We start from the raw sequence: 14,404 nt of genomic DNA on the forward strand, positions 1-14,404 counted from the left end.
CGTGGACCTGACGATTCTCTACCGGGGCCCGCTCGCCTCGTGCGACTACGACTGCCCGTACTGCCCGTTCGCCAAGCGGCGCGACAGCCGGGAGCAGCTGCGGGTCGACCGCGCGGCGCTCGAACGGTTCACGGCGTGGGTGGCGGAGCAGACCGGTGACCGGATCTCGGTGCTGTTCACGCCGTGGGGCGAGGGGCTGGTGCGGTCCTGGTACCGCCGGGCGATCGTGGAGCTGGCGGGTCTCGGCCATGTGAGCCGGGTCGCGATCCAGACGAACCTGAGCGGCCGTACGCGGTGGCTGGCCGAGGCCCCGGGGGCGGCCCGCGAGCGGATCGCGCTGTGGTGCACGTACCACCCGGGGCAGACGCCGTACGAGCGCTTCCTCGGCCGGTGCGCGGAGCTGCGGGACCTCGGGATCCGGCACAGCGTGGGTGTCGTGGGCTTCGACGCCCATCTCGACGAGGCGCGGCGGCTGCGCGCGGCGCTCCCGGACGAGGTCTACCTCTGGGTCAACGCGGCCGAGGGGCACACCTACACGGACGAGGAGGCGGACCGGTGGACGGCGATCGACCCGCTGTTCCCGTACAGCCGTCATCCGCACCGCTCGGCGGGGCTGCCCTGCCGGACCGGTGAGTCGGTGATCTCGGTGGACGGGGAGGGCACGGTGCGCCGCTGCCACTTCGTCCGGGCGGAGCTGGGCAATCTGTACGACGGGAGCTACCGTCGGGCGCTCGGCCCGCGGGCGTGCCCGCTCGCCGCGTGCGACTGCCACATCGGCTATGTGCACCTGGAGACGCTGCCGCTGTACGACGTGTTCGCGGGCGGGGTGCTGGAGCGCGTCCCGGCGGCGCTGCCGCTGTCCACGGTCGCCCCGACGCGGTCACGGGGCGACTGAGGACAGCGGCAGCGGGTCCGTCAGAGCGGCAGCAGGTCGGGCCGCTTCGGCTCGACGTGGTCCCCGGAGGACTCGCCGCGCAGCCGCCGTCCGATCCACGGGACCAGGTATTCGCGCGCCCAGTGGATGTCGTCGCGGCGGATCTCCAGCGCGCCGCGCGGCGGCTGCGGCGGCCACGGCTGGTCCGGGTCGGCCGGCACGTCGAGGCCGAGGACCTGGGCGGCGCGCAGCGCGACCCGGGTGTGTCCCTCGGGTGACAGGTGCAGCCGGTCGCCGTCCCAGGCGCGCCGGTCCTGCACGGAGCGCAGCGACCACAGGTCGAGGACCGGGCAGTCGTAGCGGTCGGCGATGGCCCGGACGTGGGCGGTGTAGGTGGCGATCTTGCCGCGCAGATGGCGCAGCACGGGGACGCCACGGGTGTCGAAGCCGGTGGTGACCATGACGGTGCCGACCGACCGCGTGAGGTCGGCGACCGCGCGCTCGAAGCGTTCGGCCACGTCGTCGGGGTCGGTGCCCGGCCGGATGATGTCGTTGCCGCCGGCGCAGAAGCTCACCAGATCGGGGGCGAGTTCCCTGGCGCGGGGCACCTGCTCCTCGACTATCTGGTCGAGGAGGCGTCCTCGTACGGCGAGATTGGCGTACCGGAAGTTCCCGTGCGCGGAAACGGACGGGACCTCGGCGTCCGCCGGAATGCCGGGCTCCGGGAGCCGGTCCGCGAGGAGTACCGCGAGCCGGTCGGCCCAGCCGACGAATGTTCCGTCCGGGCCGGGGTCGCCGACTCCCTCGGTGAAGCTGTCGCCAATCGCCGCGTACGACCCGATGGCGACCTGTCTGTCGACGGCGCCCTGTTGAAGGTTGTTCGAATCGTCTGCCACAAGCGCTTATCCTGCACCCCGGAATGTGACCTACGCGACCGTAATAAGGGGTTGACGGGTGGTGAGATAAACCACCCGGTCAGTTTTCGGTAAAGGGGGAATAAGCAGCGGGACGGAGCGCCGCCGCGCTCCGTCCCTCTGCTGTCGTTCCGTGGCCCGGATCACCGGGCCGGCACTGTCCGGATCAGACGTTGATCCCGTGCGACGCGAGGTAGGCGATCGGGTCGATGTCCGAGCCGTACTCCGGGCCGGTGCGGACCTCGAAGTGGAGGTGCGGGCCGGTGGCGTTGCCGGTGGCGCCGGAGAGGCCGACCTGCTGGCCCGCTGTCACGGTCTGGCCCGCCGAGACGGAGAGCGAGGACATGTGGCCGTACTGGGAGTAGTGGCCGTCGGCGTGCTTGATGACGACCTGGTTGCCGTAGGCGCCGCCCCAGCCGGCGGTGACGACGGTGCCGGAGGTGATGGCCTTCACGCTGGTGCCGGTGGCGACGGGGAAGTCGATGCCGGTGTGGCTGCCGCTGGACCAGTTGGCACCGGAGGCGCGGTAGGCGGTGGTGTGGTTGCCCGGCACCGGGTGGACGTAACCGGAGGCGTTGTCCTGGGTGGCGGGGGCCTCGGTCTTGGCCCCGGTCTGCGCCTCGGTCTCCGTCTCGACCTTGGTCTCAGCCTTGGGCGCGGCCTTCGTCCCGGTCTGCTCCGCCGTCTTGGCGGGGGCCTCGGACGGGGTGGCGGCGGCGGGGGCCGCCTTGGCGCCGAGGGTCAGCTTCATGCCCGGGAAGATCAGGCTCGGGTTCTCGCCGACGACCTCGCGGTTGTCCTGGTACAGCTTGTGCCAGCCGCCCTTGAGGTGGTGCTGGGCGGCGATCTTCGACAGGTAGTCGCCGGAGACCACGGAGTAGGTGGTGGTGCCGGTGCTCTTCGCGGGCTTGGCCGGGGCGGTGTGCGCGGCGACCGACTTCGAGGCGGCCGGGGCGGACTGCTCCGCGGCGTGGGCACCGGTGGCGCCGAGCAGCGGAAGCGCGATGACGGCTCCGCCGGCGCTCGCGGCGACGACGCCACGGGCGATGGTGCTGGACTTGGGACGGCGGTGCTTACCCGAATTGGGCATGAAGAATTTCCTCTCCGGCGCCTGCGAGGTGAGCTGTCGGGTTCGGGCTGGAGATGCCCGGCCGCGCCTGGCGCGACTTCACCCCTAGCCGTCCGGTCGTCCCGGTCGGCGGCTTACCTGGTTCCCCCGCTCCTGCCACACGGTGAGTGGATGCGAATTCCGGACGGCGGCAGGATTGGGCGTTCCATCCGGATGGCATGGAACGTAAGCGAGCCGGGACGGCGGAAACAAGCCGCGCGTTCCGCTCCGGATTCCGCATCGGAATTGCGGCTCGGAATTCCGGTCACACTCCGTGGATTACGGATCTTGGCTTTCCGCGCGGCGCACGGTCTACCCCGCCGTAGCGTCACCACACAACGTCACGGATATGATCCCGCTCACGAGCGGGCGATCATCTCCCTTGCAACCAGGGCATGTTCGGCATAACGCCACAATACGGACATGTCATGGTCATCATCCGCGCCGCAGCCGCACCACCCGCGCGTCCAGGTCGCCGCGCAGCCCGCTGGGCAGGCCGTGGTGCAGCAGCACCGAACCGTGGTGCACCGCCCCGGTGTCCAGGCAGGTGTACGTCGCCTCCGGGTCGAGTCCGCGCAGCCGCAGGGCCGGCGGCTCCTCCCCGTACCGCTGGGCGTGGAGCCACATCAGGACGACGGTGTCGGCGCCCCGCACGTACTGCACGGCGCTCAGCCCGGACCCGGGTGCGCGCAGCCGGTACAGCTCGCCCAGCTGCACGACGGGCCGGATCTCCTTGTACAGCTCCACCCACCCGCGCGCCTCGTCCAGTTCGGCCCCGCTCCACTCGGTGAGGTCCCCGCCGATCCCGAGCACCCCGGCCATGGCGCTGACGAACCGGAAGCGCAGGGCGGAGCGGCGGCCGTTGAGCTGGACGTTCGGGCTGTCGGTGACCCAGGCGGCCATCACGCGCGCCGGGTGGAGCTGGCCGAAACCGTGCTGGATGGCGAGGCGGTCCAGCGGGTCGGTGTTGTCGGACGTCCAGACCTGGTCGGTACGGGAGAGGATGCCGAGGTCGACGCGCCCGCCACCGCCCGAGCAGGACTCGAACGCGACACCGGGGTGGGCGGCGCGCAGCCGGTCGATCAGCGCGTAGAGGCCGTCCACATGCTCGGTCCACAGTCGCTGCGGGTAGTCGGCGCCTGGCCAGCCCGCGTCCGAGAAGCAGCGGTTGAAGTCCCATTTCACATAGTCGACGGGCGCCGAGGACAGCAGTGTGTCCAGGCTCTCCCACAGATGGGCCCGCACATCGGGCCGGGCCAGATTGAGGACGAGCTGATTGCGGAATTCCGTGCGTTCCCGGCCGGGGAAGTGCTGCACCCAGTCGGGGTGGGCGCGGTAGAGATCGCTGTCGGGATTGACCATCTCGGGTTCGACCCAGATCCCGAACCGCATGCCGAGCCCGTGCACATGGCGGGCGAGCGGGCCGAGCCCGTCGGGGAAGCGGTCCGGGTTCGGCGTCCAGTCGCCGAGCCCGGCCCGGTCGCTCACCCGCCGCCCGAACCAGGCGTCGTCCACGACGAACAGCTCGACGCCCATCGCGGCGGCGCGCTCGGCCAGCGCCCGCTGCTGGTCCTCCGCGATGTCGAAGCCGGTGGCCTCCCAGGAGTTGTAGAGCACCGGGCGCGGCTCGAAGGCGTCGGGGATCACATGGGCGAGCTGCCACGCGTGCCAGGCGCGGCTGGCCCCGCCGAAGCCGCCCGCGCTCCACAGCCCGGCGAAGACGGGGCTCGTGTAGGACTCCCCCGGCGACAATCGCAGCAGCCCGGACTCGTCGTAGCCGGCGCCGCCGGTGATCTGCACGAGCCCGTCGGGCAGCCGCTGTACGGCGATGCGCCAGGAGCCGGACCAGCCGAGCGCGCAGCCGTAGACCTCGCCGCTCTCCTCGGTCGCCGCGCCGTCCGCGTCAAGGGCGACCCAGGGCAGGCCCTGGTGGCCGGTGTGACCGCGCCGGCTGGAGAGCAGGTGTTCCCCGTACGCGAGCTCCGTGCACTCCAGCTGGGTCTCAGCAGCCCAGCGGCCGTGCAGCCGGCTGAGCCGCCAGCGGTCGCGCGCGGGCAGCGCCCAGGCCGCGGCGTCGGCGCGGAGCACCTCGACGGGCGGGCCGTCGGGCCCGGTGCGGGTGAGGGTGGTCCAGCGCTCGATCACGTCGGAGTCGTCGCGCATCCGGTAGTGCAGGGTGATCGAGAGCCGGTGGACCGGGTCGGCGAAGGAGAGCCGCAGCTCGTCGCCGTCCACCGTGTCGCCCGTGAACGTCCAGGCGGTTCCGCGCACCTCGTCGGTGCGCACCGAGAGGGCGGGGCGGACGAACCGGCGGCCGCCTTCGACCGGGTACTCCTCGCGCCCGTCGAGCGGGGACTCGAAGCCCCGGCCGGGTGGTGCGGGAGCAGCGGCCAGCGCCTCTGCGGCGGCCATCGTGAGGCGCGGGCCCCAGTGCAGGTGCAGGAGCTCGTGCCGTTCGGTGAGCCGCAGCGCGTAGCTCCCGCTCGCCCCCGTCAGCAGCCAGATCCGGTCGCCGGTCTCGATCATCGCGCGCCCCCGTCCGCGTACCTCACAGATTCACACAGGTCCGCACATCATCGACCGCATACGCACCGAGGGCAACGGTGCGTACGCGGAGGACGGGAGACCGAAGGGGACATAGCTGCCCCACGAACCGATGTCGTATCGTCGCGGGCGTGGGCCCGACGGCGACACGCGCCGGGGCAGAGCCTCCAGGAGTGACCGTGACGCAGCAGCTGCCGCAGACCCCGCCGACGGAGCCCGTACTCACCGGTGTCCGCAACTTCCGGGACGTGGGCGGCCTGCCCACCACGGACGGCCGCCGGGTGCGGCACGGCAGGCTCTACCGCAGCGGCCACCTGGCGCACGCCACCGCCGAGGACGCGGCGTTCCTCGGCGGGCTCGGCCTGCACACCGTCTTCGACTTCCGCAACGCGGCGGACCACAAGCTGGACGGCCTCGATGTGGAGCTGCCCGGCGTCCGGAACGTGAGCATCCCGCTCAGTGACCCGGCGGACGGGGCGGAGTTCTGGCGGATGGTGCGCGACGGCAACATGGCGGAGCTGCGTTCGATCCTGGCCGGCGGCAAGGGCACCAGCCGCATGGTCGCCTCGTACCGCGCGATCATCCTGGAGCGCACCGCCGAGCACAGCCGCGTCCTGCACGCCCTGGCCGAGGACAGCCTGCCGGCCCTGATGCACTGCGCGGCGGGCAAGGACCGGGCGGGGCTCTCCATCGCGGTGACGCTGCTGGCGGTGGGCGTCGGGCGGGAGACCATCGAGGCCGACTACCTCAAGTCGAACGACGCACACCGCCGCTACCGCATCCGGCGCAGCGACACCTCGCCCGCCGGAATGTCCCCGGAGGTGCTGGAGCTGCTGAACCCGCTCTTCGGCGCCCAGCCCGACTACCTCGCCGCTGCCTTCGCCGCCATCGACGAGACCTGGGGCGGCACCGACCGCTACCTCGCCGACGGGCTGAAGCTGGCGCCCGCCACCCGGGAGCGGCTGCGCGAACGGCTCCTCGACGGGAGCTGAGGCGGGCGCGGCCTACTGGTTGTGCATGCCGACCGCGAAGAGCAGGTAGAGGAACGCGGCGATGACGTGCCCGGCCACGAGGTAGGCGAAGAGCCGGATCACGAGTCCGCGCGGCATCTTCTTCTCATGGGTGTCGGCCCCGGGGCGCGGGGCCGGGGTGAGCGGGTCGTAGTTCTCGGAATCGGACATGGCTGGCCTCTCAGCGACGGTGGACCGGGCCGCCGAGGCACAGCTCGGCGGTGGGGCTCTGCAACAGGGTGTGTACGAAGAGCAGCTCGGAGCCCTCGGGTTCGGGGGCCGCGATCCGGTGCGGGGTGAGCGAGTCGAAGTGCGCGCTGTCCCCCGGGGCGAGGTCGTGCACCGTCTCGCCGAGCGTCACCCGGAGGCGGCCCGCGAGGACGTAGAGCCATTCCTCGCCGGGGTGGACACGGACCAGGTCGCCCTGGGCGCCGTACGGGACCCGGACGCGCAGCGCCTGCATGGCACGGCCGGAACCACCGGCCTGCTGGTACAGCCAGCCGTCGGCCGCCGCGCCCTCGAACGGTCGGCCGCGGACGATCGCGTCACGTTCCGGGGGCATCTCGCCCAGCAGCTCGGAGACCGTCGTACCGTAGATCCTGGCCAGCTGAAGCAGCATGGGCAGCGAGGGCTGGCGCCGACCCGTTTCGAGCCGGGAGAGGTGGGCGGGCGAGAGCCCGGCCCGCTGGGCCGCGGTCTCCAGGGTGAGACCACGGCCCCGGCGCAGATCGCGCAGGCGGGGCGCGACACCGGGCAGCTCATCGGCTGCCGGGTAGTCCGGAGGATTCATGCCTCCATTGGGCCAAATTCTTTCCCCTGGGGCAAATTTATTGCCTCAGGGGCAAAAAACCCTCAGCGGTTGGCGACGGCCTGCTTCACCAGGGTCCGTCCGAAGTCCCACATCAGTCCCCCGCCGCTGTGCGCGTCGTCCATGACGGCGGTGAACGCCTCGACGAAGCGGTCCACGTCCGCGTCGTCGATGACGAGCGGCGGGATCAGCTTGATCACTTCGAGGTGGTCGCCGGAGACCTGCGTGAGGATGCGGTGTTTCTGGAGCAGCGGCACGACCACCATCTGCGCGAAGAGACCCTTGCGGGCCGCCTGCAGCATGGTCCAGCGGCTGCGCAGCTTGAGCGAGGTGGGGCGGCCGAACTCGATGCCGATCATCAGCCCGCGCCCCCGCACCTCGTGCAGCAGCTCATAGCGCCCGACGAGCGCGGAGAGCCGCTCGCGGAGCAGGTCGCCGGTGCGGCGCGCGTGCGCCACGGTCTCCTCGTCCTCCATCACCGAGAGCACCGCGAGCCCGGCCGCCATCGCCTGGGCGTTGGAGCCGAAGCTCGCGGAGTGGACGAGGACCCGGTCCATCGAGGAGTAGACGCGCTTGAAGATCCAGTCCTTGCCCAGCGTCGCCCCGACCGGCACATAGCCGCCGGACAGCGCCTTGGCCACACAGACGAGGTCCGGTTCGACGCCTTCCTCGTGCTGGTACGCGTAGAAGTCGCCGGTCCTGCCGAGCCCTGTCTGCACCTCGTCGGCGATGAGGAGGGCCTTGTGCTTGCGCAGCAGCTCCTGGGCCTCGCGCAGGTATCCGGGCGGAGCCGCGAGCACGCCCTTGCCCTGGATCGGCTCGACCACCAGGGCGGCCACGTCGCCCCGCTTCAGCTCCCTGCTCAGCGCGGCGAGGTCGCCGAGCGGGACGGCGGTGTCGGGCAGCAGTGGGGCGAAGCCGTCACGGAACCCGCCCTCGCCGTTGACCGAGAGGGAGCCGGTGGTGAGCCCGTGGAAGGCGTGGTCGCAGTACAGGACCCGCGGCCTGCCGGTCGCGTACCGGGCGAACTTGAGTGCCGTCTCGACGGCCTCGGTACCGCTGTTGCCGAAGAACACCCGGTCCAGGTGCGGGCTGTGGCTCAGCAGCTTCTCCGCGAGCAGCCCGGGCAGCGGCTGGCAGTCGAAGCGGGTGAGGTCGGCGAGCGAGGCGTCGAGGACGTCGTGCAGCGCCTTGCGTACGACGGGGTGGTGGCGGCCGAGCCCCATCACGCCGAAGCCGGCGAGCATGTCCAGGTAGTCGTTGCCGTCCGCGTCCCAGAAGTGGGCGCCCTCGGCCCGTTCGTAGACCTTGTCGAAGCCGATGGTGTGCAGCATGCGCGGGAGCTGATGGTTGAGGTGCTTGGCGTGCAGCTCGTAGCGCTCGGCGCCGCGTTCGGCGAGCAGCCGCGCCAGATCGAAGCCCTTGCGCTCGTCGTCCTTCATGCCCCGCTCTCCTTGTGCCCGTTGCCCGGGGCGTCCTGCCCCGTGCCGCCGGCCGCCTTCCGGGCGGCCGTGACGGCGCTGATCCGGCCCGCGATCTCGACCGGTGTGAGTCCGATGTCCGCCAGCACCTCGGACCGCTTGCCGTGCGCGAGGAACTGCTCGGGGATGCCGAAGGTGCGCAGCGGTACATCGACACCGGCGTCCCGCAGCGCCTGCCCGACCGCCGAACCGACGCCTCCGGCGCGGCTGTTGTCCTCGACGACCGCGACGAGCCGGTGCTCCGCCGCGAGGGGTGCCAGCTCCGCGTCGACAGGTTTGACCCAGCGCGGGTCCACCACGGTGCATCGGATACCGGCGCCCGTGAGCAGTTCGGCGGTCCGCAGGCAGACCGGCGCCATCACACCGACGGCGACGAGCAGCACCTCGGCGTCCTCGTCGCGCAGCAGCACGTCCATGGAGCCGATCCTGCCGACGGCGGGGACCGCCTCGCCCACCGACTCCTTCGGGAAGCGCACCAGGGTCGGCGCGTCGTCCACGGCGACGGCCTCGCGCAGCTCCTCCCGCAGCCGGTCCGCGTCGCGCGGTGCGGCGATCCGCAGCCCGGGTACGACCTGGAGCACGGACATGTCCCACATGCCGTTGTGCGAGGCACCGTCGGACCCGGTGACGCCTGCCCGGTCCAGGACGAAGGTGACCCCGCACCTGTGCAGGGCGACATCCATCAGGAACTGGTCGAACGCCCGGTTGAGGAACGCGGCGTAGACGGCGACGACCGGGTGGAGGCCGCCCGTGGCGAGCCCCGCCGCACTCACCGCCGCGTGCTGCTCGGCGATGCCGACGTCCCAGACGCGGTCGGGGAACGCCTCGGCGAACTTCGTCAGCCCGACGGGGTCCAGCATCGCCGCGGTGAGCGCGACGACGTCCGGCCGTTCCGCCCCGATGGCCGTGATCTCGTCCGCGAACACCGAGGTCCAGGACGGGCCGGCGGCGGGGACGAGCGGGGCGCAGGTCAGCGGGTCCATCGCGCCGACGGTGTGGAAGCGGTCGGCCTCGTCGAGCAGGGCGGGGGCGTAACCCCGGCCCTTCTCGGTGATGCAGTGCACGAGGACCGGGCCGCGGAACTGCTTGGCCCGGTGCAGCGCGGCCTCGACGGCGGCCGTGTCGTGCCCGTCGACCGGGCCGATGTACTTCAGGCCGAGGTCCTCGAACATGCCCTGCGGTGCGACGAAGTCCTTGAACCCCTTCTTCGCGCCGTGCAGCGCCCCGTGCAGCGGCTGTCCGATGACGGGGGTGCGTTCCAGCAGGCCCTTGCCCCAGGCCAGGAAGCGTTCGTAGCCGTCGGTGGTGCGCAGGGTGGCGAGGTGGCGGGCGAGGCCGCCGATCGTCGGTGCGTAGGAGCGCTCGTTGTCGTTGACGACGACGATCAGCGGGCGGTCCTTGGCGGCGGCGATGTTGTTGAGCGCCTCCCAGGCCATTCCGCCGGTCAGCGCGCCGTCGCCGATGACCGCGACGACGTGGTCGTCCCTGCCCCGTACCTCGTTGGCCTTGGCGAGGCCGTCGGCCCAGCCCAGGACGGTGGAGGCGTGCGAGTTCTCGATGACGTCGTGCTCGGACTCCTCGCGGGACGGGTAGCCGGAGAGCCCGCCCTTGCCGCGCAGCTTGGAGAAGTCCTGCCGCCCGGTGAGGAGTTTGTGGACGTAGGTCTGGTGCCCGGTGTCCCACAGGATGCGGTCCACGGGTGAGTCGAAGACCCGGTGCAGGGCGATGGTCAGCTCCACCACCCCGAGGTTGGGGCCCAGATGGCCCCCGGTCCTGGCCACGGCCTCCACCAGGAACGTGCGGATGTCGTCGGCGAGTTCGCCGAGTTGTGACGCGTTCAGTGCCTTCAGATCGCGCGGCCCCCGGATGCTCTGCAGCAGCGTCATGCCCGGGCCCCCTCTCTGTGGTCCTGTTCCTGCTCAAGGTGATGGCCGGGCTCCGTGCGGGAGCCCGGCCGGGTGTCGCGGCTCAGCCGTTGCCGCTGACGGTCTCGCGCATGGCGCGCAGCGACTCCTTCAGGGAGCCCATGGTGGCGAGGACGGCGGTGGGCTCGTAGCCGCAGTGCGCCATGCAGTTGGCGCAGCGCGGGTCCTTGCCCCGGCCGTACTTGTCCCAGTCGGTCTCCTCGATGAGCTGCCGGTACGTCGGCACGTAGCCGTCGCTCATCAGGTAGCAGGGCCGCTGCCAGCCGAACAGCGAGTAGTTCGGGATGGCCCACGCCGTGCACGGGAAGTCGGCCTTGCCCTCGAGGAAGTCCAGGAAGAGCGGCGAGTGGTTCAGCCGCCACCGGCTCCGGTTGCCGCCGGCGAAGGACTTCTTGAACAGCTCGCGGGTCTGCTCGACGCCCAGGAAGTGCTCCTGGTCGGGCGCCTTCTCGTACGCGTAGGCGGGCGAGATCATCATCTCGTCGACCTTCAGGTCGTCGTTGAGGTAGTTGAGGACCTCAATGATGGTCTGCGGGGTGTCGGTGTTGAAGAAGGTGGAGTTGGTGGTGACCCGGAAGCCGCGGCGCTTGGCCTCCTTGATCGCCGCCACCGCCTCGTCGAACACCCCTTCCTTGGCGACCGATTCGTCGTGCCGCTCGCGCAGTCCGTCGATGTGCACGGCGAACGCGAAGTAGGGCGACGGCGTGAACTTCTCGATCTTCTTGCGCAGCAGCATGGCGTTGGTGCAGAGGAAGACGTACTTCTTCTTCGCCACGAGCTGGCGCACGATCTCGTCGATCTGAGGGTGCATCAGCGGTTCGCCGCCGGCGATGGAGACCATCGGGGCACCCGATTCGAGCACCGCGCCGACGGCCTGGGCCACGGGCATGCGCTGCTTGAGAACGCCGGCCGGGTGCTGGATCTTCCCGCAGCCCTCGCAGGCGAGATTGCACGCGTACAACGGCTCCAGCTCGACGATCAGGGGGAATTTGTCCCGCTTGCGGAGCTTCTGTTCAATGAGATACGTCGCAACCTTGATGGACTGACGAAGCGGCATGGCCATCTGGCTCACCTCCTGGGGAGCAGCAAAGATCGGTGCCATTCATAGAAAGCCGGCAGTACGGCACGAAGAACGCGGAAAGCCGATATTCCACCGCGGAACGTGCCGATGCGGACGAGCTCATGCTCCGGAGCGTCCACGACCACCCGTACGGCGGCAACCGGGCGTGGCCCGGACCGCAGGGCGGTGCGCAGGGTCGCGGCGGACTCCATGTCCACCGCGATCGCCCCGGTGGCCCGCAGTTCGCCCCGCTCATGCCCCCGGACGACATGGTCGGAGCCGGTCAGCGGACCGGTGTGTACGGTGCGCCCCGGTACGGCCCTGGCCAGCGCCTCGGCCAGCAGCTCCGCACCGGTGCACGGGACGGGGTCCCCGGCGGCCCGGGTCTCCCGCGCCACCACCAGGTCGCCCGGGTGCATCCCGGGCGCGAGGCCGGCGCAGAACCCCGAGGCGATGACAGCGGTGTCCGCCGCCCCGTCCTGCCCGAGCGCCCGTGCGACGGCGGTCTCGGCCGCCCTGGGGCCCATGCCGGTACGCAGCACGGTCACCCGCTCCGGGGCGCCCGCCGCCCTCCCCCTGCCGGTGCGCAGGGCGAACTGTTCGATGCCGAGCGCGCAGGCGATCAGCAGCGGGGCGGCGGGGCCGGCCTCTCCCATCAGGCCTCCTCGCGCATCGGCGCGCGGCCCGCGAACGGGTCGCCGTGCACGTACCGCCCGAGTGCGGTGAGCGGGAACACCTGCCGGTAGAGGTGGTAGTTGATGGAGAAGTCCCAGGGGAACCCGGTCCCGGTGAAGTAGGGCTCGTCCCAGGAGCCGTCGGCCTGCTGGGTCTCGGTCAGCCAGGCGATGCCGCGGGTCACGGCGACGGTGTCGCGGCGCCCCGCGGCCAGCAGCGCGAGCAGGGCCCACGCGGTCTGGGACGCGGTGGACGCGCCCTGGCCGATCCACTTCTCCTCGGCGTACGAGCGCAGGTCCTCGCCCCAGCCGCCGTCGTCGTTCTGGACGGACTCCAGCCACTCGACCGCCCGCCGGATCGACGGGTGCGCCGGGGGCAGTCCCGCGGCGACGAGCGCGGGGACCACCGACCCCGTTCCGTAGACGTAGTTGACGCCCCAGCGGCCGAACCAGCCTCCGCCCGCGTCCTGTTCGGACAGCAGCCACTCGATGCCGCGCCGGGTGACGGGGTCCGCGGCGCGCCCCTCGATGGCGAGCATCTCCACCACGTGCCCGGTTACGTCGGCGGACGGCGGGTCGATGACCTCACCGAAGTCGCAGAACGGCAGCCGGTTGGGGAACGGGCTGGTGTTGTCGGCGTCGAACGCGCCCCAGGCCCCGTTGCGGGACTGCATGCCGACGTTCCAGCGCACACCGCGCTCGATGGCGGCGTCCACCCGGGCCTGGTCGGGGTGGCGGACCCGGCGCAGGGCGAGGACCACCTCCGCGGTGTCGTCGATGTCGGGGTAGTTGTCGTTGTGGAACTCGAACGCCCAGCCGCCGGGCTCCAGTCGGGGCCGGCGCACCGCCCAGTCGCCGGGGCGGACGATCTCCTCGGCGAGCATCCAGTCCGCCGCCTTCACGAGCGCCGGGTGGTCCGGGGCGAGCCCGGCGTCGGCGAGGGCGATGGTGGCCAGGCAGGTGTCCCAGACCGGGGACTGGCAGGCCTCGATCATGCGGGTGCCGTCCTCGCGCCACACGGCGAAGCGGTCGAGCGATTCGATCCCCGCCCGCATCACCGGGTGCTCGAGGTCGTAGCCGAGCAGGTGCAGGGCGATGACCGAGTAGACGGCGGGGGGCTGGATGCCGCCCCAGCAGCCGTCGTTCTCCTGGCGTTCGATGATCCAGCGGGCGGCTGCGTTCATCGCGACCCGGCGCAGTCCGCGCGGCGCGAACCGGTGGTAGACGTGCAGCGCCTTGTCGAGCCGCTGGAAGAGACCGTCCCAACTGGCCGCCGGTGCGGGGCGCTTGGGTGGGTTGGGCCGGTCCGGGTCGGTGTGCAGCTCGTCCAGGGCGAAGGGGGCGGGCCGCACGGGCCGCTTCGCCGAGACGATGGTGAGCGGCACGATGGTCTGCCGGGCCCAGCAGCCGAAGTCGTAGATGTTGAGCGGAACCCATTTGGGAAAGAACATCAGCTCGGGCGGCAGCTCCGGCAGGTCGTCCCACTTCCACCAGCCGAAGAGGGCCAGCCAGATCCGTGTGAAGACCCGGCTCGCGGCGATCCCGCCCTGCTCCCGGACCCAGCCCGCGGCGCGGGCCATGTGCGGGTCCTCCGGCCGGTCGCCCGCCAGCCGCAGCGCCACGTACGCCTCGATCGTGGTGGAGAGATCCGCAGGCCCGCCGTGGAAGGTCGCCCAGGTTCCGTCGCCGAGCTGCTCGCCGCGGATGAAACCGGCGGCCGCCCGGAGGGTGGCGGGGTCCTGGATGCCCAGGAACTGGCGGAGCAGCAGGTCCTCTGCGTCCATGGTGACGTTGGTGGCGAGGTCGCCCTTCCACCAGCCCTGCTCGTCCTGCCTGCCGAGGAGGTGCTCCACCGAGCGTTCCGCGGCCCGCCGCGCGGCGGCCTGTACACCGTCCGCGGCGATGGTTGATTCGATAGTCGGTCTACTGGCCGAGGCTGCGCGGGGATCAACGGCCCCGGTGCTTCCGTCGGTCGTCGCTGTCATGGCTTCCCCTTCGTGCAGGTG

General features: G+C 71.6%; 12 protein-coding genes and 1 riboswitch. Of the genes, 2 read left to right on the plus strand and 10 right to left on the minus strand.

Annotation, left to right across the window (positions count from 1 at the left end; genetic code table 11):
• Position 1 precedes the first annotated feature (1 nt).
• On the plus strand, positions 2-895 hold the full coding sequence (locus tag BLW14_RS03305; protein ID WP_093704119.1) for an STM4011 family radical SAM protein: 894 nt from the start codon (positions 2-4) through the stop codon (positions 893-895).
• Between the two features lie 20 nt (positions 896-915).
• Here BLW14_RS03305 and BLW14_RS03310 read toward each other — a convergent pair whose 3' ends face one another.
• From BLW14_RS03310 to BLW14_RS03320, 3 genes are all read right to left on the minus strand, one after another.
• Complete coding sequence (locus BLW14_RS03310) at positions 916-1,770, minus strand: SGNH/GDSL hydrolase family protein (RefSeq protein ID WP_093704121.1); 855 nt, start codon at positions 1,768-1,770, stop codon at positions 916-918.
• 184 nt (positions 1,771-1,954) lie between these two features.
• On the minus strand, positions 1,955-2,878 hold the full coding sequence (locus tag BLW14_RS03315) for a M23 family metallopeptidase (RefSeq protein WP_093704123.1): 924 nt from the start codon (positions 2,876-2,878) through the stop codon (positions 1,955-1,957).
• 3 nt (positions 2,879-2,881) lie between these two features.
• Positions 2,882-3,037, minus strand: a riboswitch (cyclic di-AMP (ydaO/yuaA leader).
• 294 nt (positions 3,038-3,331) lie between these two features.
• Positions 3,332-5,422, minus strand: coding sequence for an alpha-galactosidase (locus tag BLW14_RS03320; protein ID WP_093704125.1), 2,091 nt, complete (start codon positions 5,420-5,422; stop codon positions 3,332-3,334).
• A gap of 197 nt (positions 5,423-5,619) precedes the next feature.
• Here BLW14_RS03320 and BLW14_RS03325 point away from each other — a divergent pair, with 197 nt between their 5' ends.
• Positions 5,620-6,432: a tyrosine-protein phosphatase gene (locus BLW14_RS03325; RefSeq protein WP_093704127.1), complete on the plus strand. Its 813-nt coding sequence runs from the start codon at positions 5,620-5,622 to the stop codon at positions 6,430-6,432.
• 12 nt (positions 6,433-6,444) lie between these two features.
• On the opposite strand, the gene BLW14_RS34410 is transcribed toward BLW14_RS03325, so the two are convergent.
• The 7 genes from BLW14_RS34410 to shc all read right to left on the minus strand — a co-directional run bounded on the left by BLW14_RS34410 (position 6,445) and on the right by shc (position 14,383).
• Positions 6,445-6,621, minus strand: coding sequence for a DUF6126 family protein (locus BLW14_RS34410; protein WP_018520240.1), 177 nt, complete (start codon positions 6,619-6,621; stop codon positions 6,445-6,447).
• Positions 6,622-6,631: 10 nt separating this feature from the next.
• Positions 6,632-7,240: a helix-turn-helix domain-containing protein gene (locus BLW14_RS03330; RefSeq protein WP_093704129.1), complete on the minus strand. Its 609-nt coding sequence runs from the start codon at positions 7,238-7,240 to the stop codon at positions 6,632-6,634.
• A gap of 62 nt (positions 7,241-7,302) precedes the next feature.
• A complete protein-coding gene (locus tag BLW14_RS03335) occupies positions 7,303-8,700 on the minus strand; it encodes an aspartate aminotransferase family protein (protein ID WP_093704131.1) in 1,398 nt (465 codons plus the stop codon).
• Positions 8,697-10,625, minus strand: a complete 1,929-nt coding sequence (dxs, locus tag BLW14_RS03340; protein WP_093704133.1) for a 1-deoxy-D-xylulose-5-phosphate synthase — start codon at positions 10,623-10,625, stop codon at positions 8,697-8,699. Before dxs ends, BLW14_RS03335 begins: the two co-directional genes overlap by 4 nt.
• An 82-nt stretch (positions 10,626-10,707) precedes the next feature.
• Complete coding sequence (hpnH, locus tag BLW14_RS03345) at positions 10,708-11,727, minus strand: adenosyl-hopene transferase HpnH (RefSeq protein WP_093704135.1); 1,020 nt, start codon at positions 11,725-11,727, stop codon at positions 10,708-10,710.
• A 5-nt stretch (positions 11,728-11,732) separates the two neighbouring features.
• On the minus strand, positions 11,733-12,380 hold the full coding sequence (locus tag BLW14_RS03350) for a phosphorylase family protein (protein WP_093704137.1): 648 nt from the start codon (positions 12,378-12,380) through the stop codon (positions 11,733-11,735).
• Entirely contained in the window at positions 12,380-14,383 is a 2,004-nt protein-coding gene (shc, locus tag BLW14_RS03355) for a squalene--hopene cyclase (RefSeq protein ID WP_093704139.1), read from the minus strand. The genes BLW14_RS03350 and shc overlap by 1 nt, the downstream gene beginning before the upstream one ends.
• Positions 14,384-14,404: the final 21 nt, after the last annotated feature.

This window comes from Streptomyces sp. 2131.1 (genome assembly GCF_900105515.1).
Lineage (GTDB): Bacteria > Actinomycetota > Actinomycetes > Streptomycetales > Streptomycetaceae > Streptomyces > Streptomyces drozdowiczii.

Excerpts from the sequence above, each read along its gene's own strand:
- BLW14_RS03315 (WP_093704123.1), bottom strand. The coding sequence starts at position 2,878 with ATGCCCAATTCGGGTAAGCACCGCCGTCCCAAGTCCAGCACCATCGCC.
- BLW14_RS03320 (WP_093704125.1), bottom strand. The coding sequence starts at position 5,422 with ATGATCGAGACCGGCGACCGGATCTGGCTGCTGACGGGGGCGAGCGGG.
- BLW14_RS34410 (WP_018520240.1), bottom strand. The coding sequence starts at position 6,621 with ATGTCCGATTCCGAGAACTACGACCCGCTCACCCCGGCCCCGCGCCCC.
- BLW14_RS03330 (WP_093704129.1), bottom strand. The coding sequence starts at position 7,240 with ATGAATCCTCCGGACTACCCGGCAGCCGATGAGCTGCCCGGTGTCGCG.
- BLW14_RS03335 (WP_093704131.1), bottom strand. The coding sequence starts at position 8,700 with ATGAAGGACGACGAGCGCAAGGGCTTCGATCTGGCGCGGCTGCTCGCC.
- dxs (WP_093704133.1), bottom strand. The coding sequence starts at position 10,625 with ATGACGCTGCTGCAGAGCATCCGGGGGCCGCGCGATCTGAAGGCACTG.
- hpnH (WP_093704135.1), bottom strand. The coding sequence starts at position 11,727 with ATGGCCATGCCGCTTCGTCAGTCCATCAAGGTTGCGACGTATCTCATT.
- BLW14_RS03350 (WP_093704137.1), bottom strand. The coding sequence starts at position 12,380 with ATGGGAGAGGCCGGCCCCGCCGCCCCGCTGCTGATCGCCTGCGCGCTC.
- shc (WP_093704139.1), bottom strand. The coding sequence starts at position 14,383 with ATGACAGCGACGACCGACGGAAGCACCGGGGCCGTTGATCCCCGCGCA.